Genomic DNA, 23,549 nt, shown 5'->3' on the forward strand with positions numbered 1-23,549 from the left:
TGTCATGGCCTCCACGTCCACTTTCGCGCCGCCGGCCGAGACGCCGGCGGTGGAGCCCGGCGCCAGCCTCGTCACCTGGATCGCGGTGATCGGCTGCATGCTCGGCGCGCTGATCGCCGTGCTCGATATCCAGATCACCAATGCCTCGCTGCCCTATATCGAGGGCGGCATCGGCACCGGCTCGGATAACGGAACGTGGATTTCCACCTCCTACCTGATCGGCGAGATCATCATGATCCCGCTGACCGACTACCTGAGCCGGGTGTTCGGCTTCCGCCGCTTCATCCTCTCGGCGCTGGTGCTGTTCCTCATTTTCTCGATGGGCTGTGCTTTCGCCACCAATCTTTCGCAGATGATCGCGATGCGCGGGCTGCAGGGCTTCTTCGGCGGCTGCCTGATCCCGCTCGCTTTCACCATCGTGCTGACCAAGCTGCCGCGCCGCCAGCAGCCGATCGGCATCGCCATCTTCGCGATGACCGCGACCTTCGGCCCGGCGATCGGCCCGACCATTGGCGGCTGGCTCACCGACCAGTTCGGCTGGCCCTACATCTTCTTCATCAATCTCATTCCCGGCGCCGTCATGCTGGGCATGCTGATTCCGACGCTGGAGAAGAGCCCGCTGAACCTGCACCTCCTGAGGGAGGGCGACTGGTGGGGCATCGGCTTCATGGCGATTGGCCTCGCCTGCCTGCAGACGGTGCTGGACGAGGGCAACAAGGATGACTGGTTCGGCTCGCCGTTCATCGTGCGGCTGTCCGTCGTCGCGGTGATCTGCCTCGCCATCTTCGTGACCATCGAGCTGAGGGTCGAGAAGCCGGCGGTGAACCTGCGGCTGTTCACGCGGCGCAATTTCGCGCTCGGCACCATCTCCAACGTCATTGTCGGCTTCGCGCTGTTCGGATCGGTCTATGTGCTGCCGACCTATCTCGACGAGGTGCAGGGCTATGACGCGCAGCAGATCGGCATGGTGCTGGCCTGGGTCGGGCTGCCGCAGCTCATCATCATCCCGTTCGTGCCGATGCTGATGAAGCGGATCGACCCGCGCGTGCTGGTCGGCATCGGCCTCGCCATCTTCGCGGCGAGCTGCTTCATGAACACGCATCTCAGCTATCATGTCGGCGGCGACCAGCTGATGCTGACCAATATCGTGCGGGCGCTCGGGCAGGCGATCGTGCTCTCCCCGCTGGCCAGCATCACGATGATCGGCATGCCGCCGGCGCTGTCGGGCCAGGCTTCGGGCCTGTTCAACATGATGCGCAGCCTTGGCGGCGCCATCGGCACGGCGGCGCTGGCGACGCTGATCACCAAGCGCGAGCAGTTCCACTCCAACATCATCGGCCAGTCGGTCACGCCCTATGGCGAGAACGTGCGCGAATTCCTCGACCGCATGCAGCACTATTTCATGCAGCACGGCTCCGACGCCACGCGCGCCTATCACCAGGCCGAGATCCTGCTGGGCCAGATGGTGGCGCAGCAATCGCTGATCATGGGCTTTTCCGACACGTTCGCCGCGCTCGGCGCGCTCTTGCTGCTCGCCGTGGTGGCGGTGGCCTTCACCCGCCGGCTGGCATGAGGCGGCTCACACCGCGCGCAGGGTGAAGGCCTCGGCGAGGCGGGCGCCGTCGCTCATCCGTTCCAGCCGGCAATGATGGGCGAGCCGCCCGTCGCCGCGCCGCTGGCCGAGCCAGCGCACCCGCACCCGCTCGCCCGGATCGACATTGGCGTGAAAGAACACCTCTCGCCGCAGCGTTGCCGCGCGCGGTGCCTGCCTTCCGTCAAAGTGCCATTCGGCGCGATCGATGAAAGAAACGAAGCTGGCAAAATAAAGAAAGCCGGCACCGTTGAAATCCTGTGCCGGGCAGGGATCCACCTCGATATACGGCCCGGCCTCGCCGGCCTCGCCGGCCTCGGCGTCACGCTCGACGTAGGGGCGGAGGTCGAAGCCGAAATGCCGGTCGAGCCGGCGCGCGCGCAGGGCGGCGGCCCGGCCCGCGAGGCTGTCGGCGCATGTTCCGGCGGATGGGGCGGCGGGGGGCGGGAAGCCCTCCAGCGCCACCCGAGCCACCTGGTGGTTGCCCCCGCCCGAGCCGCGCCGCACGAAGGTGGAGACCAGCTCCACCGTGCCCATCGGCTCACCCGCGCGGCTCAGCACATGGCGGCTGGCGCATTGCGTGCGCGAGAGACGGGCGATGGACGAGCGGATGGCGAGCGTGTCGTTCTCGCCAAGCGCGGCGAAGCGCGCATCGTGGATCGCCAGCGCCGAGAAGGCGGCATAGACCGGCGCGCCGTCGATGTCGCGGAAATCGGGAACCGCGCGCCCGGCCATGGCGGCCAGCATCATCCAGTGCCGGTGCCCGAGATCCTTCAGCAGCCAGCCCTCGGACAGGCCGCCGAGCGCCAGCTGCGGCATGCCGAGCCGGACCGTCTCCTCCAGCGGGCGCGGTTCGCCGTGGAGCCCGCTGCGCTCGGGCGACAGGCCCGGCGGGCGGGCGAGGGGGGGAGGGACGATCGCGTTCATGCTGCGCTGTCCTCGCGTCCGCGCGCCGCCCGCGTGGCGATGTGGTCGACGATGAATTCCGCGTCGCGCCCGACGCTGCCGAAGCGGCCGGAGCCCCAGGTGTGCAGCCAGGGCAGGCCGATGAAATAGATACCCTCGCGCTGGGTGATGCCGCGCCGGTGCTGGGGGTGGCCGGCGCCGTTGAATACCGGCGCGTCGAGCCAGCGGAAATCCGGCTTGAAGCCGATGCACCAGATGATGGAGGTGATGCCGGAGGCGGCGAGATCGAGCGTGCCGCGCTCCCCGGCCGGCTGCCAGACCGGCTCGTAGGCCGAGGGCGGCGGCGCGTCGATGGCGTTCTCGGCAATGTATTTGTCGATCGCCGCGTTGATGCCGTTATAGGTCCGGTCGGCATCGTCGAGCGTCCGGGCGAGGTTGGTGTCGAAGACCAGCCCGGCGCCGTCATAGTCGCGCAGCACGCCGAACAGTTCCATGCCCTCGCGGGCGAATTTGCGCAGGTCGATGTCGCGCCCGCCATCGCGGCCGGTGACATAATGGTTGGTATTGTCGCGCACGCCTTCGCGCAGCGGGTGCTGCTCGACCGCCATGTCGTAATAGCCCATGTCGGCCAGCCAGGTGACGACGTCGCGGCCGCGATAGAAGCGGGCGCAGCGCGGCGCGTTGCCGACCGCGAGGAATACTTTGCGGCCCTCAAGGTGCAGGTCCTCGGCGATCTGCGCGCCGGACTGGCCGGAACCCACCACCAGCACCGCGCCCTCCGGCAGCTGGCCGGCATGGCGGTACTGCGCGGAATGGATCTGCGTGATCGAGGCGGGCAGCCGCTCGGCCATGCGCGGCACGATCGGCTCGTGATAGCCGCCCGAGGCGACCACCACATTATCCGCGCTCACCTCGCCCGCCGAGGTGGAGACGAGGAAGCCGCCGGCGGCGCGCGGGCTGACGCGGCGCACCGCGACGCCCTCGCGGATGGGTGGCTCGACCTTGGCGCGGAAGCCCTTGAGGTAATCGAGGATTTCGTCTTTCTTCATGAAGCCGTGCGGATCGCTGCCGGCATAGGCATGGCCGGGCAGGGCGCATTGCCAGTTCGGCGTCACCAGGCAGAAATTGTCCCAGCGCTGCGTGCTCCAGGCATGCATGGCCGTGTGCTTCTCGAAGACGAGGTGATCGATGCCCTGCTGCTGCAGGAAATGGCTGGTCGACAGGCCGGCCTGACCGCCGCCGACGATCACGACCGGATAGTGCTGGATGAGGTTCTCGTTCATGGCTTGCGCTCCGGTGTCGGGCGCGCGGGCTCACGCGTCGAAGGATTCGACGACGACACGCGCATCGGGATGGGTGGAAAAGGTGCCGCCGGCCGCTTCCAGCCGGGCGAGCTGGCCGAGCGCGCGCGAGCAGGAAAAGCCATAGCGCGCCGCGACCCGATCGCTGGCAATGGTCAAGGCTTCGCGGCTGCGGCCGAGAAAGTCGGCTAAGGGATAGCTCGCGCCGGGGGCGAAATAGTCCTTGATGACCAGCGAGGGCGAATAGCAGTGCTCCTGCGTTCCGTCCGGCCAGCGAATGGTGAAGGTCATTTCAGGCATGGAGAGGCTCCGCGAGGCTTTCATAGACGGCGAGATGGGCGCGGGCGGTGGCCGTCCAGTCATGGCGGGCGGCGACCACCGGGCCCTGCGCGGCAAGGCGCGCCGCGAGGGCGGGATTGAGCGCGGCGGCCAGCGCGTTGGCGATCGAGCCGGAACTCGTCGGATCGCACCACACCGCCTCGTCCGCGCCGATATGCTCGGTGAAGGGCAGGATGTGCGAGACAACAGCCGGCACTCCGCACGCCATCGCCTCCAGCGCGACGAGGCCGAAGCCTTCCGTCACCGGGGGGAAGGCGAGCACATCGGCGAGCCGATACAGCGCGGGCATGTCGGCTTGCGGCAGCGGGCCGGTGAGGATCACCGCCCCGGCGGGCAGGCCGCTCGTCGTCAGCGCCGCGGCGAAGCGTTCCCGATAGGCATGGTGATCGAGCACCGAGGCGCCGCCGGCAATGATGAGCTGGGCGCCCGGGTGCAGCGCCCGCAGCGCGACGAAGGCATCGAGGATACGCACTGTGTTCTTGCGCGCCTCCACGCCGCCGACGCTGAGCACGATCGGCCCGCCACCAAGGCCGAGACGGGCGGCGAGCCCGGCTTCCCTTCCATCCGGCAGGGGCGAGAAACGCTGCCGGTCCACACCGTTGCCGACCAGCGTCGCGCGGGCCTCGAACGTCTCCAGCAGCAGATCCTGCCAGAGCCGGCTGACCACGAAGTGCCGGTCGGCGGCGATGATCGCCTGCCGCTGCAGCGCCATCAGCGCGGGATCGGCGAAGGTGTCGACATGGTGCACGGTGCGCGCGAAGCCGGCGATCCACCCGCGCGCCTTCAGCACGGCCAGCGCGTTGCCGGAAATGCCGTCCTGCGCGTGAAACACGTCGAAGCAGCGGTGCGCCGGAGCTTCGAAGTAATCTACATAGTCGGCTATTCGAATGCGCACCATCTCGGTGACATCCGTCCCGACGGGAGAAGCCGGCACGCTTGCCGTGCCGCACAGGGTGGGGCGGAAGAAGCCGGCGCCCTTCGCATCCGGCGCGTGCACCACCACCTGGTGGCCAAGGCCGGTGAGCGCGTCCGCGAGTTCCAGCGCGTGCACCACGCCGCCGCGCGGATTGGTGGAATGGGCGAGGATGGCGATGCGCAGCGTCCCGCTCGGTGCGCGCCTCATGCGGCATTCTCCCGCGGCGCGGCGCCCGGCCCGCAGCCGATGAGCGGGCGGGTGGCGAAATCCCAGATGGTCTCGCGCGCCCCGGCATTGACCACGGTGACGCGGCGGTCGGCGGTGAGAGTGCCGATGCGGTCGCTGGCGATGCCGCGCGCCTGGAAGGCGGCGAGGATGGCCGGCACATGGGCGGGCTGGGCGGAGAGGAGGTAGCCGTAGCTGGGGAAGCTCATCAGCCAGCGGGCCGGGTCGACGCCCTCCGGCGCGGGCACGCGGGCAAGCTCGATCTCGACACCGACGCCGGAGGCTTCCGCCAGCATGGCGCTCGTGCCGACCACGCCGCCCTGGCTGATATCCTTGGCGGCGCGGGAGAGCCCGCTTTCCGCGATGAAGGGCAGCAATTCCAGGTCGCCGCGCAGCTGGTCGGCGGAGGCCTCGGTGGCCGCTTCCCAGTTGGAGAAGGGTTCGCGGTAGCGCCCGCGCAGGTCGATGGCGGCGATCAGCGTCTCGCCCGGGCGGGCGTCAAAGGAGGTGAGCAACTTTTTCGCGCGGCCGAGAATGGCCACCGAGAGTTGGCCGCGATCGGTGGAAAGATTGGTGTGGCCGCCGACAATCGGCACGCCGAAGCGCTGGGAGGCGGCGCGCAGCCCGTCCAGCACCGGCGCGGCGCCCTCCTCGCCGTCCGCCCACACCGCATCGACCACGGCGAGCGGGCGTCCGCCCATGGCGGCGATGTCGGAAATATTGACCATTACCCCGCACCAGCCGGCAAACCATGGGTCGCCGGCCACGAAACGGTTCATGAAGCCCTCGATGGCGAGGAGCAGGAAGCCATCGCCATCGGGGATCGCCGCGCAGTCGTCGCCGACCCGGATCGCGGCCCCCCCGCCAAGGCCGAGCCGGGCGGCGGCGAGGCCGATATCGGCCTTGGCCATCATGCCGGCCGCGCCGCGCAGCGTGGCGGCAAGGGCCTCGAACGCGGCGGCCGAGAAGGGGGAGGTGCTCATGTCAGGCCGCCCTCCGCATCGACGCCGAGCCGGCCAGCGCTGCGCGCGCCTGCGCGTGGAAGCCGGTCTCGGCGTCGGCGATCGGGGGATAGAAGGCAAGGTCCGCCTGCATGAGGGCGTGCGGGCGGCCGTGCCGTTCCGTCTCCTCGATGAGGTTCCAGTGCAGGCGGCGGAACAGCAGGGCGTTCTGGCTCTGCACATGCGCGAAGAAGGAGGTGGCGCCGCGCGCATGGGCGGAGGAAACCGCGAGCCGGATCAGCGCCGCCCCCAGCGCGCCGACCTTGCGATACGGCGCGGCGACGGCGAGGCGCGAGCCCCACCAGATGCCGGGCGCGGATTCATGGATGCGCACCGTGCCGACCACATCGTCCGCCATGACGCCCAGCAGGGAGAGCGCGACGATGGGAATGGCGACGTCGTCGAGCGCGTCGCGGTCGTCGCTGCCGAACAGGCCCTGCTCCTCGCAGAACACCTGTCGGCGCAGAGCCGCGGCGCAGCGGCGCTCCCAGGTCGCGGTGGCGAATTTCACCTGGAAATCGGCGGCGATGAAGGGGCGGAACGGTTCGAACATCATGAACAGCCGCCCTGAGCAGAGTTTTGCCTCTCATAGGTCGACAGCGCCGAGCAGGCGCCGCATTTGGCGCAGCCCGCCTTGACGTCGATGGATTTGAGGCCGGTGGCGAGCAGCATTCCCGCGAGCGGGCCGAGGATGGAATTCATGAAGGCGGGCGAGGGCGTCGGGTGGCTCTCCAGCGGCGTGCCGGAGATCGGCACGAAGGGCACCACGAAGGGATAGACGCCCATGCGGGTGAGCCGGTCGCAGATTTTCAGGATGTCCTCGCGGCTGTCGCCGAGCCCGGCGAGGATGTAGGTCGAGACCTGCCCGCGCCCGAACACCGGCACGGCGGCCTCGAACGCCCCAAAATAGCGCTCGACCGAGACCTGCGCCTTGCCGGGCATGATCGCCGCGCGCACTTCCTCGGTGCAGGCTTCCAGATGCATGCCGAGCGCGTCGGCGCCGGCCGCGTGCATCCGCGCGAACCAGGCATCGTCGTCCGGCGGCTCGCACTGCACCTGGATGGGCAGGTTCACCGCCGCCTTCACCGCCGCCGCGCTCTCGGTAAGGATTGCGGCGCCGCGATCCTTACCGGGCGGGGTGCCGGTGGTCATCACCATGTGCTTCACGCCATCGAGCTCGACGGCGGCTTTCGCCACCTCCGCGAGCTGCGCCGGGGTCTTGCGCTCGATGGTGCGCCCGGCCGCCAGCGACTGCCCGATGGCGCAGAACTGGCAGGTCTTGGTGCGGCTCTGGTAGCGGATGCAGGTCTGCAAGACCGTGGTCGCCAGCACATCGCGGCCATGCAGCACGGCGATCTTGGAATAGGGGATGCCGTCGGCGGTGCTCAGCCCGTAGAATTTCGGCTGCAGCGGGAACGACACCTCGCCCAGCACCAGCCCGTCGCGGCTGATGCGGCTGCGGCCATAGGCGTCCGGCTTCTCCACCAGATATGGGCTCTCGAAGGCCGGCGCGGTGTGCACCGGCACCATGACGGTCATGCCGTCCAGCGTCAGCGCCTTGTGGTCCGAAGGCCCGGCGCCGCCGCGCCGTGAATCCGCGCCGGCTCGGGGATCAACCAGCCGCACCCCGTAGGACTGCAACTCGTTGATCAGGTGCTCGGTCGGCATCGGCTGGAGATCGGTTGCCGGATCCATCGGTTTCATCGGTCGCACTCCCGTAGCTGGTGAAGGAGGGAGCGGCCTGCTGCGTCGCCAAATTCATGGGGACAGCCGGCCGGTTGTCTAGATGCAAGCTGAGCAGTTCCGGCCGCGCGTAATGGCCGACCGAATCCATCATCCGCTTGCGCTTGGTGATCAGCGCCATGTCGAGATCGGCGATGAGGATGCCCTCGCCGGAGGTCAGCGGAGGCACGACATGGCTGCCCTCGGGCGAGATGATCGCCGTCATGCAGCCGCCGGTCAGCGCGCGGCGCAGCTTCTCCTCGGGCGAGATGCGGGCGATCTGCTCGTCGGTCAGCCAGCCCGTGGAATTCACCACGAAGCAGCCGGATTCCAGCGCGTGGTGGCGGATCGTCACCTCGATCTGCTCGGCGAAGATCGGCCCGACCAGCGAGCCGGGAAACTGCGCGACGTGGATTTCCTCGTGCTGCGCCATCAGCGCGTAGCGGGCGAGGGGGTTGTAGTGCTCCCAGCAGGCCAGCGCGCCGACGCGGCCGACGCGCGTGTCGACCACTTTCAGCCCGGCGCCGTCGCCCTGGCCCCAGATCATCCGCTCATGGAAGGTGGGGGTGAGCTTGCGGCGCTTGAGGGCCAGCGTGCCGTCGGCGTCGAACACCAGCTGGGTATTGTAGAGCGAGCCATGGTCGCGCTCGTTCACCCCCAGCACCACCACGACGCCGAGGCGGCGGGCGCTGGCCGCCACCACCTCGGTCACCGGGCCGGGGACGACCACCGCATTCTCATAGAGCCGCAGATGCTCGGCGCCGGTGAGCACCGGGGGCAGGACAAAGGAGAAATAGGGGTACCAGGGCACGAAGGTCTCGGGAAACACCACGAGTTCCGCGCCCTTGCCCGCCGCCTCGTCCAGCGCGGCGAGCACGCGGGTGAGCGTGCCCTCCAGGCTGTCGAGGTCGGGCGCGATCTGCACCGCGCCGACGCGCACGACCCGTTTTTCCGCGATTCTCTTTCCGGCCATTGCAGCCTCCTCGGATGCGGTGGAGACCCGGACGCTCAGAGCGTCCAGGTATCGAGGATGAAAGCGTTGTCGCGGCGGTGCAGGAGGATGATGTCGAGCACGTCGAGCGGGCTGACCGGGATGATGCCGGGGATCAGCGCGCCCTCGCCATGCCCGTACAGCGCCTGCAGGGCGAAGCGGCAGGCATAGACCTTGCCGCCGTCATTGAGGATCTTCTCGATGCGGTTGTTGAAGTTCAGGTGGCCGGGAAAGGCCTCGTCGCCGAGCTTGGGGAAGCCGCGCTGCACGCCGAGCGTGACGCCGGGGCCATAGAGCAGCACCGAAGTCTCGAACCCCTTCTGGATCAGGCGCGAGGCCTGCAGCAGGTTGACGAGGCCGATCGAGCCCTCGAAGGCGACGGTGTGGAAGGTGATGAGCGCCTTCTCGCCGGGGGCGGCTTTGACGTCCTCGAACTTCTTGTCCTCAAAGTCGACCAGAACGTCGCCCTTCTGATGGGCGGGGACGGTGATGGTGGCCATGTCGCTCTCCTAAGGTGAAACGGGGCCGGCAGCGCTGCCGGGTCACGCCATCTGGAACTGCAATCAATGTGCCAATTGATGGAATGCAAAAAGAATCAGCAAAACAGTCAAATTGCATTCAAATATACATTCAATCCGGGATCGCTCGCCGATTCCGACCTGTTGAAACTCTGGGCGGGCGCGCAGCGAACAGGCAGGGTTTTGCTTGGTTTGCGGGCAGCTGACAGGAATAGCTTCGTACTCTTCCTGATGCAGCAATTGTTGGACCAGGGGTGACATGCCACCTCTGCAACATTATACAGTCAATTATGCCGTGCATGGATGGCGCGGGACCGGAACGCCACGCCGAAGCGCGGCCGCCGTTGCCGCGAGCAAGACAGGAAGACCGACTGCGATGGCCGACTGGACGCCCGACCTCTCCCGTTCCGACAAGCCGCGCTACCTCGCCATCGCCGACCTGATCGGCGAGGACATCCGCAGCGGCCGCCTCGCCATTGGCGACCGGCTGCCGCCGCAGCGCAAGCTGGCGAGCCGGCTGGATATCGATTTCACCACCGTGGCGCGCGGCTATGTCGAGGCGCAGAAGCGCGGCCTCGTCGAATCGCGCGTGGGGCAGGGCACGTTCGTGGTGGGTGCGCCGCGCCCGCGGACGCGCGCCGCCACACCCGCGCGGCCCACCGCCGTCGACCTCTCGATGAACCTGCCGCCCGAGCCGGACGATCCGGCCCTGATCGAGCGCATGCAGGAGGGGCTTGCCGAGGTCGCGCGCGATCTGGTCGCGCTGCTGCGCTATCAGGGCTTCGGCGGCACGCGGGCGGACAAGGACGCGGCTTCCGCCTGGCTGGGGCGGCGCGCCATGGTGCCCTCGCAGGAGCGCATCTTCGTCACGCCGGGCGCGCATCCCGCCCTGCTCGGCATTCTCGGCCATCTCGCCCGGCCGGGCGAATGCGTGCTGTGCGAGGCGATCACCTATCCCGGCGCGCGCGCCATCGCCGCGCAGCTGGGGCTCAAGCTGCACGGATTGCCGATGGACCTTGAGGGCATCGACCCCGATGCCTTTGCGCAGGCCTGCCGCACGCTGGCGCCCAAGGCGATTTATCTCAACCCGACGCTGCAGAACCCGACCACCCTGACCATCCCCGAGGCGCGGCGCGCGGCCATCGCCCAGGTGGCGCGGCGCTTCGGCGTGCCGATCGTCGAGGATGACGCCTATGGCTTCATCCCCCCGCATGGGCCGCCGCCGCTCGCCGCCATCGCGCCCGACCTCACCTGGCACGTGGCGGGTCTGGCCAAATGCATCGGCGCGGGGCTGCGCACGGCCTATGTCGTGGTGCCCGATGCGCGCGCCGGCTATCCCTTCGCGGCGGCGCTGCGCACGGCGAGCGTGATGGCCTCCCCGCTCACCGCCGCGCTGGCCACGCGCTGGATCGAGGATGGCACGGCGGATACGCTGCTGCGCTTCATCCGCGCTGAGACGCAGGCGCGGCAGGCAATGGCCGCCGAGATCCTGCCGGCGGGCTCGTTCCGCGCCGACCCGCTTGCCTTCAATCTCTGGATCGAGCTGCCGGCGGCGTGGACCCGCTCGGCCTTTGTCGGCCACATGCGCACCACCGGCATCGGCGTGGTGGCGAGCGATGCCTTCACCACCGGCGGGCCGGTGCGCGAGGCGGTGCGCGTGTGTCTCGGCGGGCCGGCGAGCCGGGCGCAGATCCGCTCCGCGCTCGACTATATCGCCCACGCGCTGGAGCAGTCGCCCGAGGCCGTGTCCTCGGTTATGTGATCAGGCGAGGTTGCGCGCGGCCGCCAGCAGGGCGTCGACATCGTCCTCGCTTGTGGCGAAGGAGGTGACGAGCCGTACCACGCCGGCGCCCCAGCGGTCGGTGTAGAAGCGGAAGCCCTGGGCCAGCAGCCCGTCGATCATCGGCTGCGGCAGTCGCGCGAACAGCATGTTGGCCTCGACCGCGCCATTGACGTTGACGCCCGGGATGGCGCGCAGGCCGGCATCGAGCCGCGCGGCCATCGCGTTGGCGTGGCGGGCATTGGCGAGCCACAGGTCGTCGTCGAGATAGGCGTCCATCTGCGCGGCGAGGAAGCGCATCTTGGAGGAGAGGTGCCCGCCACGCTTGCGGCGGAAGGCCAGTTCGCCGGCGCGCGCGGGATCGAACAGCACGATCGCCTCCACCCCCATCGCGCCATTCTTGGTGGCGCCGAAGGACAGGATGTCGACGCCCGCCTTCCAGGTGAGTTCCGCCGGGCTCGCCCCGAGCGCCGCGACCGCATTGGCGAAGCGCGAGCCATCCATGTGCAGCGGCAGCCCCGCCTCGCGGCAGACAGTGCCGATGGCGCGGGTGTGTTCCAGCGAATAGAGCGTGCCGAGTTCGCTGGCCTGGGTGATGGAGACCACGGCCGGCTGCACGCCGTGCACATCGCCCCTGTTCAGCCGGGTGGCGGCGCGCAGCGCCTCCGGATCGATACGCGCATCAGTGCCCGCCACATGCACCAGCTTGGCGCCGGCGGTGAAGAATTCCGGCGCGCCGCACTCGTCATTCTCGATATGGCTGCCGGCATGGCACAGCACCGCCCCCCAGGGCGGGCTGAACAGGGCGAGCGACAGCGCATTGGCCGCCGTGCCGGTGGAGACGAGCAGCACGGCCACGTCGCGCTCGAACAGGGCGCAGAGCTTTTCCTCGACGCGGCGTGAAATCGGGTCGGCGCCATAGGAGGGCATCGGCCCCTCATTGGCGGCGGCAAGGGCCTGGAGGATGGCGGGCGAAATGCCCGCCACATTATCGCTGCCGAAGCCGGGCTGGCGCGGCAGGGAACGGGTCTCATCGGTCACGGGAGGATTCCTGAAAGGGTGGTCGCATCGAACCTCCCTTATAGCCGTTCGCCGCGCAACCGGGATGCCCGTCCTCGCGGCCCGCACAACGCCGGATGTCGGGGCGGGCGCGGCGTTCTAGACTGGGGGCATGAACACGTCCCCAACCGTCACGTCCCCGGCCCTCTCGCCCGCCGATCATGTCGTCGCCGACCAGCAGCCGGTCTTCGCGCTGCTCGCCGATCCGGCGACGCATGGCATCACGGGCCCGGTGCGGCGGATCGATACCCATGGCGCCGTCGTCTTTCTGGCCGGGAAAGACGTCTACAAGATCAAGCGCGCGGTGCGTTTCCCCTTCATGGATCTCTCCACGCTGGAGCGTCGGCACGGCGCCTGCCAGCGCGAACTGGAGGTGAACCGCGACAATGCGCCCGGTCTCTATCTCGGCCTGGTGCCCATCGTGGCGCGGGAGGGCGGGCTGCATCTGGGTGGGGCGGGGGACATTGTCGAATGGGCGGTGCACATGCGCCGCTTCGATGAAGAGGCGACGCTCGATCATGTCGCCGCACGGGGCGGGCTCGACAATCAACTGATCGACGCGCTGGCGCAGGCGGTGGCGGCCGCGCATGAGCGCGCGCCGCGCCACCGGGAATGGGATGCGCCGGCCGCGCTTGCCCGCGTCGCCGCCGGCATCGTGGATGGGCTGCGGGAGACGCCGGACCTGTTCGCGCCGGCCCGCGTCGCCGCGCTAGGCGCGGCCCTGGCGGGAGCGCTCGGCCGGCTGGCGCCCCTGCTCGCGGCCCGTGCGCGGCGCGGGGAGGTGCGCCGCTGCCATGGCGACCTGCATCTGCGCAACATCGCGCTGATCGCCGGCGTGCCGGTGCTGTTCGACGCGCTGGAATTCGACGAGGCTCTCGCCACGATCGACCTTCTCTACGATCTCGCCTTCCTGCTGATGGATCTGGGCACGCGCGGCGAGGCGCTGGCCGCCAATCGCCTGCTCAATGCCTATCTCAAGGCTCGCGGCGGCGCCCCACCCTATGACGGGCTGGAAGCGCTGCCGCTGTTCATCGCCTTGCGGGCGGGGATAAGGGCGCAGGTGAGCGCGGCGGCGCTGGCTCATCGCACCGGCCCGGTGCTGGAGGCGGGGCGGGCCGAGGCACTTTCCTATCTCGCCTTCGCCGAAGTGGCGCTGACCCCGGTTCCGGCACGGCTCGTGGCCATTGGCGGGCTGTCCGGCACGGGCAAGAGCACGCTGGCCAGCCATCTCGCCCCCGTCATCGGCCCGCTGCCGGGCGCGGTGCATCTGCGCAGCGATGTCGAGCGGAAGCGCCTCGCCGGGGTCGGCGAGTTCGATCGTCTGCCGCCCCAGGCCTATACGATGGAGGCGACGGAAGAGGTCTATGCGACGCTGCGCGCGCGGGCCGCGGCCGTGCTGGCGAGCGGCCATGGCGTCGTGGTCGATGCCGTGCACCAGCGGCCCGAGGAGCGTGCCGCCCTCGCGGAAGTCGCGCAGCGCGCCGGCGCCGGCTTTTCCGGCCTCTGGCTGGAGGCGCCGGTCGCGGCGCTGGCGGCCCGCGTGGAGGCCAGGTCCGGCGATGCCTCGGATGCCACCGTGGAGGTGGTGAGACATCAGGCCGAACGGGCGGTCGGCCCGCTCGACTGGCTGCGGCTTTCCGCCACCGGCACGCCGGACGAGGTGCTGGCGCGCGCGCAGGCCGCGCTGGGGCGCGCCGTCCACCGATAGGCCCACCCCGGGCGCAGTGATTTGCCGGCTCAGCGTCTGCGCAGCAGCCGCAGCGCGTTGGCCGTGACCAGCACGGTGGCCCCGGTATCGGCGAGGATGGCCGGCCACAGCCCGGTCACGCCGGCAATGGTGGTGACGAGGAACACCGCCTTGAGCCCGAGCGCGATGGCGATGTTCTGGTGGATATTGCCCATCGTGGCCTTGGACAGGTCGATCATGGCGGCGACATCGCCCACCCGCCCGTGCAGCACGGCGGCATCCGCCGTCTCCAGCGCGACATCGGTGCCCCCGCCCATGGCGATGCCGACATCGGCGCTCGCGAGCGCGGGTGCGTCATTGATGCCGTCGCCGACCTTGGCGACCTTGCGCCCCGCGCGCTGCAACTCATTGACGATGCGCTGCTTGTCGGCCGGCATCAGCCCGGCACGCACCTCGATGCCGAGATCGGCGCCGATCGCCCGCGCGGTACGCTCATTGTCGCCGGTCAGCATGAGCGTGCGGATGCCCGCCGCCGTCAGCGCGGCAAGGCCGGCGGCGGCATCGGGACGCGGCTCGTCGCGCATCGCGATGAGCCCTTCCGCCGCCCCATCCGCCAGAAGCACGGAGACGGTTTTGCCGGCATCGTTCAGCTGTTCGATCACCGCCATCTGGTCGGGGGTGAGGGGGGCGCGCGCGCCGGCCGCGCGGGGCGAGCCGAGGAACAGCGCCACGCCCTCCACCGTGCCGGTAACGCCTTCGCCGCTCACCGCGCCGGCACTTCCCACGCCGGGCACGAAGAGGCCGCGCGTGGCGGCCTCCGCCAGAATGGCGGTGGCGAGCGGATGGGTGGAACCGGCCTCCAGTGCGGCGGCGCGGGCGAGCAGCGCGTCGTCATCGCCGGTGAAGGCGATGGCGTCCGTCACTTTCGGCTTTCCTGCCGTGAGCGTGCCGGTCTTGTCGAGCGCCACCGTGTCGATGTTGCGCAGCACTTCCAGCACGGCGCCGCCCTTGATGAGCAGGCCGCGCCGCGCGCCGGAGGCCAGCCCGGCGGCGATGGCCGCGGGGGTCGAGATGACCAGCGCGCAGGGGCAGCCGATGAGCAGGATGGCGAGGCCCTTGTAGATCCACGCATCCCAGCCGACACCGAAGAGCAGCGGCGGCACCACGGCGACCAGCGCCGCCAGCCCCACGACGAAGGGCGTGTACCAGTGCGAGAACCGGTCGATGAAGCGCTCCGTGGGGGCCTTGCTCTCCTGCGCCTCCTCCACCAGCCGCACCACGCGGGCGATGGTGTTGTCGGAGGGCTCGGTGGTGGCGCGGATGGTGAGCGCCGCGTCGACATTCACCGTGCCGGCATAGACGATATCGCCCTGGCGCTTGGCCACCGGCACGCTCTCGCCGGTCACCGGCGCCTCGTTCACCGCGCCGCTTCCCTCCAGCACCTCGCCATCGGCGGGGATGCGCTCGCCCGGCCGCACCAGAATGACGGCGCCGACCGTGAGGCTCTCGGCCGGCACCTCGCGGGTGGTGCCGTTCTCGATCCGCCGGGCGGTCTTGGGTACCAGGCTGGTCAGCGCGCGGATGCTGTCGCGGGCGCGGCCGGCGGCGACGCCTTCCAGCAATTCGCCGACCAGAAACAGGAACACGACGGCGGCCGCCTCCTCCGAGGCGCCGATCACCACCGCGCCGACGGCGGCGATGGTCATCAGCATCTCGATGGAAAAGGGCGTGCCCGACAGGGCGGCCATGACGGCGCGCCGGGCGATCGGCACGAGGCCGATCAGCAGCGCCGCGATGAAGATCCACGGATCGAGCCACGGCGCGACATGGCCGATCGCATAGGCGCCGGCCAGCGCCGCGCCACAGACGAGCGTGAGCCGCGCCTTGCCGCTTTTCCACCACGGCCCGTCGATGGAAAGATGCGCATGGTCGTGGCCGTCGCGGTCGTGGCCGTCGCGGTCGTGGTCATGGCGGTCGGTCGCCCTTGCTGCCGGGGCGGCCCTCACCCCGACAGGCGCGGCGGACGCGTGGCCGTGATCCTGCGCGTGATCAGCATCGTGCGAGCACCCGGGCCCGTGCGCATGGCCCGCAGGGTCGTGATCAGTGTCGGGAGCCGGCGCGGGCGCCGCTGCGGCCGGGCGGCTCGCGGTGGGGAGCGGCACGATGCCGTAGCCGAGGCCGGCGACGCGCTTTTCCACCAGCGCGAGGTCGGCGCCCTCGTGATCCACGGTCAGGGTGCCGGCCGTGACGGAGACCGCCACGTCCGCCACGCCCGCCACGCGGCGCACCGCGGTGTCGATCTTGGTCGCGCAGGACGCGCAGTCCATGCCGTCGATGCGGTAGCGGATTTTCATGGCCGACATCTCGTCACCTCACATCCCTCTTGCCCCAGGGTCGGTCAGAGCCTAACTCCTCTAGCGACTAGAGGAGCAAGCGGGAAATGAGCAGGACCGAGCCGGCCGGCATGTTCACCATCGGCGAGGCGGCGCGCGCGAGCGGCGTGAAGGTGCCGACCATCCGCTATTATGAGGAGATCGGCCTTCTCCCCGCGCCGCCGCGCACGGAAGGCGGGCGCCGCTCCTATGGCGCGGCCGACATGCGTCGGCTCGCCTTCATCCGCCATGCGCGCGAACTCGGCTTCGAGATCGAGGCGATTCGCACGCTGCTGCAATTGCAGGACCAGCCGGACCAGTCCTGCGCCGCCGCCGATGCCATCGCCCGTGACCGGCTGATCGAGGTGGAGCGGCGCATCGCCAGCCTCACCGCGCTGAAGGCGGAACTGCAGCGCATGGTGGAAGGCTGCTCGCACGGCCATGTCGCGGCATGCCGGGTGATCGAGATCCTCGCCGATCACGGCGAGTGCCGCCACCATCACGGCCCCGCCGAGCCGGGCGGCCTCGGGCGCTGACCGGCCGCGCGCGGCGGCGGCCGCGGATTCAGCCGCGTCCGCTCACACCACCACGAAGCCGTGCGCGAAGGGGTCGCGATCGTCGATGAAGATGGTGTTGTAGCCGGTCATGCGCGCCCAGCCGCCGATGGAGGGGATGATGGCGTCGTGGTCCCCCACCTTCACCTGCGCCTCGACCCGGCCCTTGAACAGCGAGCCGATAATGCTCTCGTGAATGAACGTGTCGCCGACCTTGAGCTCGCCGAGCGCGGCCAGATGGGCCATGCGCGAGGAGGTGCCGGTGCCGCAGGGCGAGCGGTCGATGGCCTTGTCGCCATAGAACACGGCGTTGCGCGCGTGTGCCTCCGGGTGCTGCGGCGCGCCGGTCCACAGAATGTGCGAGAGGCCGCGGATCTCCGGCTTTTCCGGGTGCACGAACACGTATTTCTCATTCAGCGCGCGGCGCAGCGCGCCGCTCATGCCGATGAGTTCGCCGGCGGTGAAATCCGCCATGTCGCGGAAATTCTCCTGCGGCGAGACGATGGCGTAGAAATTTCCGCCATAGGCGACATCCACCGTCACCTCGCCGAGGCCCGGGCACGGGGCGGTGAGGCCACGCTCATAAAGGAAGGCGGGCACGTTGGTGATGCGCACCTCCTCCACATACTGCCCTTCCTGCCGAAATTCGGCCTTCACCACGCCGGCGGGAGTGTCGAGCATCAGCACGCCCGGCGTCTTCGGGGTTATGAGCCCATGCTCGATGGCCATGGTCACGGTGCCGATGGTGCCGTGGCCGCACATGGGCAGGCAGCCCGAGGTTTCGATGAACAGGATGGCGACGTCGCAGTCCGGCCGGGTCGGGGGATAGAGGATGGAACCGGACATCATGTCGTGGCCGCGCGGCTCGAACATCAGCCCGGTGCGGATCCAGTCGAATTCGCGCAGGAAATGCGCACGCTTTTCCAGCATGGTCGAACCCTCGAGGTTCGGCCCGCCGCCCGCCACGAGGCGCACGGGATTGCCGCAGGTGTGGCCGTCTATGCAGAAGAAACTGTGTCGCGCCATGGGGCTACTCGTTGCGGATGGGGGCGTCAGAAGCGGTCGGGGCGGAAGGAATCGATCGGGATCGAGGGCGGGCGCCCGCTGGCGAGCTCGGCGATGAGCCGGCCGGTCGCCGCGCTCTGCGTCAGGCCGAGATGGCCGTGGCCGAAGGCATAGAACACGCGTGGGTCGGCGGTCGAGGGGCCGATGACGGGGAGCGAATCGGGCATGGAGGGGCGAAAGCCCATCCATTGCCGCCCGCCTTCGGTCCTGAGGCCCGGCAGGAAGGCGGCGGCCTTTTTCAGCATCGCCTCGGAGCGCCTGAAATTGGGTGGCGCGGCGAGCCCGCCCAGTTCCACCGCGCCGCCGACGCGAATGCCGGTGACGAGCGGCGAGACCACGAAGCCATGGCCGCCAAAGGTCAGCTGGCGCCTGAGGTCGAAGGCCTCGGGCGCCAGCGTGGTGTTGTAGCCGCGCTCGGTTTCCAGCGGGAGGCGATCGCCCAGCCCTTTCGCCAGCGGGCGCGACCAGGCGCCGCCCGCCAGCACGACCTGGCCGGCGAGCCGCCGGGAGCCGTCGGCAAGGTGGATGCGCACGCCATCCGGCCCCGGTTCGAGGCGCACCGCCTCGCCATGGGTGATGGCGCCGCCGCGCGCGATGACGGCATCGAACAGCGCCATCGCGAAACGGTAGGGGTCGGCCACCGTCTGCCAGTGCGGGGTGAAGGTGCCGACCGTGAAGCGCGGCGACAGGCCGGGCTGGAGTTCCGCCAGGCGCTCGCCGCGCGCGTGCTCGAAGCGGATCCCCTCGCTCGCGCGCGCTTCCCAGCCGGGCAGCGCGGCCTGCCATTCCCCCTCGCTCTCATAGAGCTGGAGATTGCCGTCGCGGCGCACCAGCGGGCGCAGCCCGGCGGCGTCGACCATGGCGTCCATCGCGGTGGCGGCGAGCCGCATGAGCCGCGCCTGCACCAGCAGCGAATGGCGGTAGCGATCGGGCAGGCCGGCGCGGCCGAAGCGGATCAGCCACGGCAGGATGCGTGGCAGGTAGGACGGGGGAATCGACAGCGGGCCGAGCGGATCCAGCAGCCAGGCCGGCGCCTTGCGCAGGATGCCGGGCGAAGCCAGAGGCAGGATGTCGGTGAAGGCGAAGGCGCCGGCATTGCCATAGCTCGCGCCTTCCGCCACGCCGTTGCGCTCCAGCAGGCGCACCCGCCGGCCCTCGCCGAGGAGATGGAAGGCGGCGGCGAGGCCGACAATGCCGGCCCCGATGACGATGATGTCGCTGGCCGCGTCGTTCCGCGCCAGGGGCTGGCCGTCACCGGCAGCGGCGCGGGCGGCGTTGGCGGCAACCGAGTGGCTGTTCATTCTGCCCTGCTGAGATCTCTGTCGCGACCTTCACGGCCGGGCGCGATCCCCGGGGAATCGACGCGGTCCTGAGGTTCCGGCCGGGCACCTCGGCCTTTCCACCTCCCGGGTCAAGCCCGGGCGCGGGGTCTTTCGTCTCAGGGCGCCTGCCATCGCCGCGGGCGGACCGGCATTGCCCGCGGCAGGTGCGCCCATGAGGCTCTCCGAGAGGTCTTCCGGCCCGCCGCTTCAGGCGGGCTTCAGGCGGGCTTCAGGCGGGCCTCAGGCGGCCTTGGCGAGGGCCGGGCGGGTGGCCAGCGCCTCGGCGACGATCGCCTCGACCTTGGCGCGCTGCGCGCCTTCCAGCGGCAGGCGGGGCGCGCGCACATGCTCGGTGGTTCCGGTCACCAGCGCCTCGACCAGCTTCAGGTTCTGCACGAGATAGGTCGACACGTCGAGGTCGAGCAGCGGGCGGAACCAGCGATAGATCGCCAGCGCCTCGTCATAGCGCTTGGCCTTCATCAGCTGATAGATGGCGACCGTCTCTTCCGGGAAGGCGACGACCAGGCCGGCCACCCAGCCGACCGCGCCCACGGCGAGCGCCTCATAGGCGAGATTGTCGACGCCGGTGAAGACGTCGAAGCGGCTGCCCAGCGCGTTGATGATCTCGGTGCTGCGGCGGATATCGTCGGAGGATTCCTTGATCGCCACGAAGCGCGAGTCCCGGGCCAGTTCGGCCATGATCTCGATGGTGACGTCGACCCGGTAGGCGACGCGGTTGGAATAGATCATCACCGGCAGGTCGCCGGCCTGCGCCACCGCATTGAGGGTCGCGACCGTTTCCTTCGGGTTGGTGTGGTAGACGAGGCTCGGCACCACCATCAGCCCATCCGCGCCGGCCGTGTGGGCGCGGGCGGCGAGAGAGGCGCAATCGCGGGTCGCCGCGTCGGCAATGGTCATCAGCACCGGCTTGCGTCCAGCCACCGACTTGGCGATGGCGAGCACCTCGAGGCGCTCGTCATGCGACAGCATGGGGCCTTCGCCCAGCGAGCCGTTGACGATGATGCCGTCGACGCCGGCATCGATCTGCAGGGCGAAGCAGCGCTCCATCTCACGGGCGTCGAGGGCGCCAGCCTCGGTGAACTTGGCGGTTACGGCGGGGAAGACACCTGTCCACATGGCTCGCGCTCCTGGGGCGTGACGGAATTGGGCGTGACGGAATTCGCCGGCAGCATCTGTTTTTTGGATCCAATTTGCAATATCCTTTTTGGACTGGCGAGGGAAATGCGACATGAAGGTGAAGGCGACCGATATCGGCCAGATGGCCTCGGCTTCCGAGGTGATCTTCGAGGCGCTGCGCGAGGCCATCACCCAAGGTGAGGTGAAGGAGGGCGAGGCGCTGCGCCAGGACCGCATCGCCCGCATGTTCAATGTCAGCCGCATCCCGGTGCGCGAGGCGCTGACCCGGCTGGAGGAGCAGGGCCTCGTATCGACGCAGCGCTATCGTGGCGCGGTGGTCTCCAGCCTCTCGATCGCGGAAATCGAGGAAGTGTTCGAGTTTCGCGCGCTGATCGAGCCGGAGGTGCTGCGGCTGGCGATTCCACGCATGTCGGAAACCGCGCTCGCGCGCGGCGCCGAGTTCGCCGCGGCCTTCGCCAGCGAGCCGGACAGCGCTCGCTGGGGAGAGCTCAACCGGCGCTTCCACTATGCGCTGTATGAGGATTCGGCGCGGCCCTATTACCTCTCCACCATCAACGCCGCGCTCGACCGGGTGGACCGCTACTCGCGCGCCCAGCTGGTGCTGACCGACGGCATGGCGCGGGCGCAGCGTGAGCACGAGGCGATCCTAGCGGCCGTCGTCGCGCGCGATGCCGACCAGGCGGCGGCGCTGACCCGCGAGCATATTCTGGCGGCGGGCCGCTCGCTGGTGGATTTTCTCAGTCGCAGCCGTGCCGGGGAGAAAGCGGTCCGCGCCGGCTAGGATACGTGGCGACGATGGGCAGAGGTATTTATATACCGTGTCGCATGAAAGGCCATGTTCCCGCGCCAAAAAACATCCCGCCGGGCATCGAAGCTTGCCACTTAAGACTTTCGAGCCCGGTGACGAAGCGTTATGCGGGGACCTTCACGGTGCCGTCACAGGCCGCCGGCAGGGACCCTCGCGCCCATGAACCGTCGCCGCTTCATCGCCGGTGTAGCCGGTGGCCTTGTCGCCCTGCCCGCCGCGGGCCCGGCCGGGTTGGTGGCGTGGGCGCAGGCCCAGACACAGGCCCAGACACAGCCATCGACACCCGCACCGCCGCAGTCCTCCGCGCGCGAAACCGGGTCGCTCGCCTTGTTCGTGCCGGCCGGCGGGGGCGGAGGCGGGGGGCTGGAGCGCCTCGCCCAGGCGATCGACATGAGCCTGCGCGAGGCCGGCCTCGTCGCCGATCCCGTAACGGCCTATCATCCCGGCAACGCGGCGGGCGGTTTCGTGCAGTTCGTCGACCGCGAGCGCGGGCGCACCGACCTGCTGATGGTGTGCGGCATCGGCATGGCGGGCGTCGCCGTCATGCAGCATCTCCCCGTCAACCTGTCCGACCTGACGCCGATTGCCTGCCTCATCACGGAGAACCTCGTCCTCGCGGTCAGCGTCGATTCGCCGTTCCGGTCGCTGGGCGACCTGCTCTCGGCGATGCGGCAGCAGCCCGAGGCGGTATCCTTCGTGGGTTCTTCGCTCGGCAGCACGGATCATCTGCTGGTCGGCATGCTGGCACGGCATGTCGGCATTTCCGGGCGCCTCGTCGGCTATCATCCCTATGTCGGCGGCGTTGGCGCGGCGGATGCCGCGGCGCGCGGGGCGGCGGTCGGCGTCGTTGGCAGCCTCGGCGACATTCTGCCGGAGGTGAATGTCGGGCGGCTGCGGGCGCTGGCCATCTCGTCCTCGCAGCGCCTGCCGGGCGTGGCCGTGCCGACCTTTGCCGAACACGGCGTCGATATCCGGCTGGCCAACTGGCGCGGCGTGTTCGCCCCGCCGGGCATCGGCGCCGACAGTCAGGCCGATCTGGTCAGGCTGATGGAGCGTATGGTGGCGGGCCCGGCATGGCGGGCGAAGCTGTTCCAGTACAATTGGCAGAGCAGCCTGAGGACGGGCGAGGATTTCGCCCGCTTCGTGCGCGAGGAGAGCGACCGCGTGCGCAGCCAGATCAGCGCACTCGGCCTGATCTGACGCGCCCGGCGCTGCCCGCTCAGTCCGCCGGCACGAGGGCGGGCCGCGCCAGATCCGCCGCGATGAAGCTGCCGCGCGCGTCGCGCACCGCGCTGGCGATGAAGTCCTCCACCTCGCGGATGCGCCGCAGCCCGTGAATATCGGCATGGGTGACGAGCCAGTAGGCGCGCCGGAAACTCAATTCCGGCAAGAGCCGCACCAGTTCGGCATGGGTCCGCGCGGCATAGTCGTGCAGGATGCCGATGCCCGCCCCGGCGCGCACCGCCTCCATCTGCCCGACCACGCTGGCGCATTCGAGCCGCCGGGCCTCCACCTCGCGGAACGCCTCGAAATAGTCGAGGGCCGGCGAATAGACGAGATCGGGCACATAGGTCACGAGCAGGCGGCCGGCGAGATCGGCGAGCCGCGCGATCGGCCCGGTGCGCTCCAGATAGCCGCGCGTGGCGTAGACGCCGAGGCTGTAATCGGTCAGCTTGCGGGCGACGAGCCGCCCCTCGCCCGGGCGTTGCAGCGTCACCGCGATGTCCACCTCGCGCTTGGGCAGCGAGAAGCTGCGCGGCAGCGGCGCGAGCTGGATGGTGAGGTTGGGATGTTCGTCCGCGAGCCGGCCGAGCCGGGGAGCGAGGAAATAGGTGCCGAATCCGTCGGGCGCGCCGATCCGCACGGTGCCGGCCAGCGCGAGATCGACATTGCCGAGCGCGGCCTGCGCCTGCAGCATTTCCGTCTCGATCCGCTCGGCATGGGCAAGCAGGCGCTCGCCGGCCGGGGTCAGTTCGCTGCCCGTGGTGCGGCGCTCAAGCAGCTTGGACCCCAGGCCGGCCTCCAGCGCGGCAAGCCGGCGGCCGACCGTGGCATGGTCGAGCCCCAACTGGCGCGCCGCCGCCAGCATCTGGCCGGCGCGCGCCACGGCGAGGAAAATCCGCAGGTGATCCCAGTCCATCATGGTCGCCTCCGTCGCGTTCAGTCTTGACCGCTTATTCTTGTTAGCCCGTTTGCGCACAACGGATGCGGGAACATCGTCGTTGAAGTGAACG

Annotated in this window: 22 protein-coding genes; 6 read left to right on the top strand and 16 right to left on the bottom strand. The window is 69.7% G+C overall.

What is annotated here, in order from left to right:
• Positions 1 to 4: 4 nt before the first annotated feature.
• Positions 5 to 1,573, top strand: coding sequence for a DHA2 family efflux MFS transporter permease subunit (locus tag QOZ99_RS10375; protein ID WP_306889885.1), 1,569 nt, complete (start codon positions 5 to 7; stop codon positions 1,571 to 1,573).
• A 6-nt stretch (positions 1,574 to 1,579) separates the two neighbouring features.
• On the opposite strand, the gene QOZ99_RS10380 is transcribed toward QOZ99_RS10375, so the two are convergent.
• The 10 genes from QOZ99_RS10380 to QOZ99_RS10425 form a co-directional block, all read right to left on the bottom strand.
• A complete protein-coding gene (locus QOZ99_RS10380) occupies positions 1,580 to 2,518 on the bottom strand; it encodes a Pnap_2097 family protein (RefSeq protein WP_306889886.1) in 939 nt (312 codons plus the stop codon).
• Positions 2,515 to 3,780: an MSMEG_0569 family flavin-dependent oxidoreductase gene (locus QOZ99_RS10385; RefSeq protein WP_306889887.1), complete on the bottom strand. Its 1,266-nt coding sequence runs from the start codon at positions 3,778 to 3,780 to the stop codon at positions 2,515 to 2,517. The genes QOZ99_RS10380 and QOZ99_RS10385 overlap by 4 nt, the downstream gene beginning before the upstream one ends.
• A 30-nt stretch (positions 3,781 to 3,810) precedes the next feature.
• Entirely contained in the window at positions 3,811 to 4,098 is a 288-nt protein-coding gene (locus QOZ99_RS10390; RefSeq protein ID WP_306889888.1) for an MSMEG_0570 family nitrogen starvation response protein, read from the bottom strand.
• Positions 4,091 to 5,260, bottom strand: a complete 1,170-nt coding sequence (locus QOZ99_RS10395) for an MSMEG_0565 family glycosyltransferase (RefSeq protein WP_306889889.1) — start codon at positions 5,258 to 5,260, stop codon at positions 4,091 to 4,093. Before QOZ99_RS10395 ends, QOZ99_RS10390 begins: the two co-directional genes overlap by 8 nt.
• Positions 5,257 to 6,261 (bottom strand): sll0787 family AIR synthase-like protein, encoded by a 1,005-nt coding sequence (locus QOZ99_RS10400; protein ID WP_306889890.1) that lies wholly within the window; start codon positions 6,259 to 6,261, stop codon positions 5,257 to 5,259. The genes QOZ99_RS10395 and QOZ99_RS10400 overlap by 4 nt, the downstream gene beginning before the upstream one ends.
• Position 6,262: 1 nt before the next feature.
• On the bottom strand, positions 6,263 to 6,835 hold the full coding sequence (locus QOZ99_RS10405; RefSeq protein ID WP_306889892.1) for an MSMEG_0567/Sll0786 family nitrogen starvation N-acetyltransferase: 573 nt from the start codon (positions 6,833 to 6,835) through the stop codon (positions 6,263 to 6,265).
• A complete protein-coding gene (locus QOZ99_RS10410) occupies positions 6,832 to 7,974 on the bottom strand; it encodes an MSMEG_0568 family radical SAM protein (protein ID WP_306889948.1) in 1,143 nt (380 codons plus the stop codon). Before QOZ99_RS10410 ends, QOZ99_RS10405 begins: the two co-directional genes overlap by 4 nt.
• Complete coding sequence (locus QOZ99_RS10415; RefSeq protein WP_306889949.1) at positions 7,892 to 8,959, bottom strand: Nit6803 family nitrilase; 1,068 nt, start codon at positions 8,957 to 8,959, stop codon at positions 7,892 to 7,894. Before QOZ99_RS10415 ends, QOZ99_RS10410 begins: the two co-directional genes overlap by 83 nt.
• A gap of 50 nt (positions 8,960 to 9,009) precedes the next feature.
• The gene (locus QOZ99_RS10420; protein ID WP_183188739.1) at positions 9,010 to 9,492 is read right to left on the bottom strand and encodes an MSMEG_0572/Sll0783 family nitrogen starvation response protein; all 483 of its coding nucleotides are present in this window, start codon (positions 9,490 to 9,492) and stop codon (positions 9,010 to 9,012) included.
• Between the two features lie 63 nt (positions 9,493 to 9,555).
• Complete coding sequence (locus QOZ99_RS10425; protein ID WP_306889893.1) at positions 9,556 to 9,771, bottom strand: hypothetical protein; 216 nt, start codon at positions 9,769 to 9,771, stop codon at positions 9,556 to 9,558.
• A gap of 115 nt (positions 9,772 to 9,886) precedes the next feature.
• Here QOZ99_RS10425 and QOZ99_RS10430 point away from each other — a divergent pair, with 115 nt between their 5' ends.
• Entirely contained in the window at positions 9,887 to 11,272 is a 1,386-nt protein-coding gene (locus QOZ99_RS10430; RefSeq protein WP_306889894.1) for an aminotransferase-like domain-containing protein, read from the top strand.
• Here QOZ99_RS10430 and QOZ99_RS10435 read toward each other — a convergent pair whose 3' ends face one another.
• The gene (locus QOZ99_RS10435) at positions 11,273 to 12,331 is read right to left on the bottom strand and encodes a threonine aldolase family protein (protein WP_306889895.1); all 1,059 of its coding nucleotides are present in this window, start codon (positions 12,329 to 12,331) and stop codon (positions 11,273 to 11,275) included.
• Positions 12,332 to 12,461: 130 nt separating this feature from the next.
• Here QOZ99_RS10435 and QOZ99_RS10440 point away from each other — a divergent pair, with 130 nt between their 5' ends.
• Positions 12,462 to 14,057, top strand: coding sequence for a bifunctional aminoglycoside phosphotransferase/ATP-binding protein (locus QOZ99_RS10440; protein ID WP_306889896.1), 1,596 nt, complete (start codon positions 12,462 to 12,464; stop codon positions 14,055 to 14,057).
• Between the two features lie 29 nt (positions 14,058 to 14,086).
• Here QOZ99_RS10440 and QOZ99_RS10445 read toward each other — a convergent pair whose 3' ends face one another.
• Positions 14,087 to 16,399: a heavy metal translocating P-type ATPase gene (locus tag QOZ99_RS10445; RefSeq protein WP_306889897.1), complete on the bottom strand. Its 2,313-nt coding sequence runs from the start codon at positions 16,397 to 16,399 to the stop codon at positions 14,087 to 14,089.
• A gap of 77 nt (positions 16,400 to 16,476) precedes the next feature.
• On the opposite strand from QOZ99_RS10445, the gene QOZ99_RS10450 reads away from it, so the two are divergent.
• Positions 16,477 to 16,944: a MerR family transcriptional regulator gene (locus QOZ99_RS10450; RefSeq protein WP_306889898.1), complete on the top strand. Its 468-nt coding sequence runs from the start codon at positions 16,477 to 16,479 to the stop codon at positions 16,942 to 16,944.
• A gap of 42 nt (positions 16,945 to 16,986) precedes the next feature.
• On the opposite strand, the gene QOZ99_RS10455 is transcribed toward QOZ99_RS10450, so the two are convergent.
• The 3 genes from QOZ99_RS10455 to QOZ99_RS10465 form a co-directional block, all read right to left on the bottom strand.
• The gene (locus tag QOZ99_RS10455; RefSeq protein WP_306889899.1) at positions 16,987 to 17,988 is read right to left on the bottom strand and encodes a 4-hydroxyproline epimerase; all 1,002 of its coding nucleotides are present in this window, start codon (positions 17,986 to 17,988) and stop codon (positions 16,987 to 16,989) included.
• Positions 17,989 to 18,014: 26 nt separating this feature from the next.
• Positions 18,015 to 19,328, bottom strand: a complete 1,314-nt coding sequence (locus QOZ99_RS10460; protein ID WP_306889900.1) for an NAD(P)/FAD-dependent oxidoreductase — start codon at positions 19,326 to 19,328, stop codon at positions 18,015 to 18,017.
• A gap of 261 nt (positions 19,329 to 19,589) precedes the next feature.
• On the bottom strand, positions 19,590 to 20,486 hold the full coding sequence (locus QOZ99_RS10465) for a dihydrodipicolinate synthase family protein (RefSeq protein ID WP_306889901.1): 897 nt from the start codon (positions 20,484 to 20,486) through the stop codon (positions 19,590 to 19,592).
• A 112-nt stretch (positions 20,487 to 20,598) separates the two neighbouring features.
• On the opposite strand from QOZ99_RS10465, the gene QOZ99_RS10470 reads away from it, so the two are divergent.
• Positions 20,599 to 21,288: a GntR family transcriptional regulator gene (locus QOZ99_RS10470; RefSeq protein ID WP_306889902.1), complete on the top strand. Its 690-nt coding sequence runs from the start codon at positions 20,599 to 20,601 to the stop codon at positions 21,286 to 21,288.
• A 186-nt stretch (positions 21,289 to 21,474) separates the two neighbouring features.
• Positions 21,475 to 22,515, top strand: coding sequence for a Bug family tripartite tricarboxylate transporter substrate binding protein (locus QOZ99_RS10475; RefSeq protein ID WP_306889903.1), 1,041 nt, complete (start codon positions 21,475 to 21,477; stop codon positions 22,513 to 22,515).
• A 19-nt stretch (positions 22,516 to 22,534) separates the two neighbouring features.
• Here the strand turns inward: QOZ99_RS10475 and QOZ99_RS10480 are convergent, their stop codons facing one another.
• The gene (locus tag QOZ99_RS10480; RefSeq protein WP_306889950.1) at positions 22,535 to 23,455 is read right to left on the bottom strand and encodes a LysR family transcriptional regulator; all 921 of its coding nucleotides are present in this window, start codon (positions 23,453 to 23,455) and stop codon (positions 22,535 to 22,537) included.
• Between the last annotated feature and the right edge of the window lie 94 nt (positions 23,456 to 23,549).

Origin of the sequence: Ancylobacter amanitiformis, from assembly GCF_030814815.1 — a bacterium.
Classification (GTDB): Bacteria; Pseudomonadota; Alphaproteobacteria; order Rhizobiales; family Xanthobacteraceae; genus Ancylobacter; species Ancylobacter amanitiformis.

Bases quoted from the DNA above. Each gene is read 5' to 3' on its own strand.
- QOZ99_RS10395 (WP_306889889.1), bottom strand. From the start codon at position 5,260: ATGAGGCGCGCACCGAGCGGGACGCTGCGCATCGCCATCCTCGCCCAT.
- QOZ99_RS10470 (WP_306889902.1), top strand. From the start codon at position 20,599: ATGAAGGTGAAGGCGACCGATATCGGCCAGATGGCCTCGGCTTCCGAG.
- QOZ99_RS10385 (WP_306889887.1), bottom strand. From the start codon at position 3,780: ATGAACGAGAACCTCATCCAGCACTATCCGGTCGTGATCGTCGGCGGC.
- QOZ99_RS10460 (WP_306889900.1), bottom strand. From the start codon at position 19,328: ATGAACAGCCACTCGGTTGCCGCCAACGCCGCCCGCGCCGCTGCCGGT.
- QOZ99_RS10400 (WP_306889890.1), bottom strand. From the start codon at position 6,261: ATGAGCACCTCCCCCTTCTCGGCCGCCGCGTTCGAGGCCCTTGCCGCC.
- QOZ99_RS10455 (WP_306889899.1), bottom strand. From the start codon at position 17,988: ATGGCGCGACACAGTTTCTTCTGCATAGACGGCCACACCTGCGGCAAT.
- QOZ99_RS10450 (WP_306889898.1), top strand. From the start codon at position 16,477: ATGAGCAGGACCGAGCCGGCCGGCATGTTCACCATCGGCGAGGCGGCG.
- QOZ99_RS10410 (WP_306889948.1), bottom strand. From the start codon at position 7,974: ATGGATCCGGCAACCGATCTCCAGCCGATGCCGACCGAGCACCTGATC.
- QOZ99_RS10420 (WP_183188739.1), bottom strand. From the start codon at position 9,492: ATGGCCACCATCACCGTCCCCGCCCATCAGAAGGGCGACGTTCTGGTC.
- QOZ99_RS10475 (WP_306889903.1), top strand. From the start codon at position 21,475: ATGAACCGTCGCCGCTTCATCGCCGGTGTAGCCGGTGGCCTTGTCGCC.
- QOZ99_RS10440 (WP_306889896.1), top strand. From the start codon at position 12,462: ATGAACACGTCCCCAACCGTCACGTCCCCGGCCCTCTCGCCCGCCGAT.
- QOZ99_RS10480 (WP_306889950.1), bottom strand. From the start codon at position 23,455: ATGGACTGGGATCACCTGCGGATTTTCCTCGCCGTGGCGCGCGCCGGC.
- QOZ99_RS10405 (WP_306889892.1), bottom strand. From the start codon at position 6,835: ATGATGTTCGAACCGTTCCGCCCCTTCATCGCCGCCGATTTCCAGGTG.
- QOZ99_RS10375 (WP_306889885.1), top strand. From the start codon at position 5: ATGGCCTCCACGTCCACTTTCGCGCCGCCGGCCGAGACGCCGGCGGTG.
- QOZ99_RS10465 (WP_306889901.1), bottom strand. From the start codon at position 20,486: ATGTGGACAGGTGTCTTCCCCGCCGTAACCGCCAAGTTCACCGAGGCT.
- QOZ99_RS10380 (WP_306889886.1), bottom strand. From the start codon at position 2,518: ATGAACGCGATCGTCCCTCCCCCCCTCGCCCGCCCGCCGGGCCTGTCG.
- QOZ99_RS10430 (WP_306889894.1), top strand. From the start codon at position 9,887: ATGGCCGACTGGACGCCCGACCTCTCCCGTTCCGACAAGCCGCGCTAC.
- QOZ99_RS10445 (WP_306889897.1), bottom strand. From the start codon at position 16,399: ATGTCGGCCATGAAAATCCGCTACCGCATCGACGGCATGGACTGCGCG.
- QOZ99_RS10390 (WP_306889888.1), bottom strand. From the start codon at position 4,098: ATGCCTGAAATGACCTTCACCATTCGCTGGCCGGACGGAACGCAGGAG.
- QOZ99_RS10425 (WP_306889893.1), bottom strand. From the start codon at position 9,771: ATGTCACCCCTGGTCCAACAATTGCTGCATCAGGAAGAGTACGAAGCT.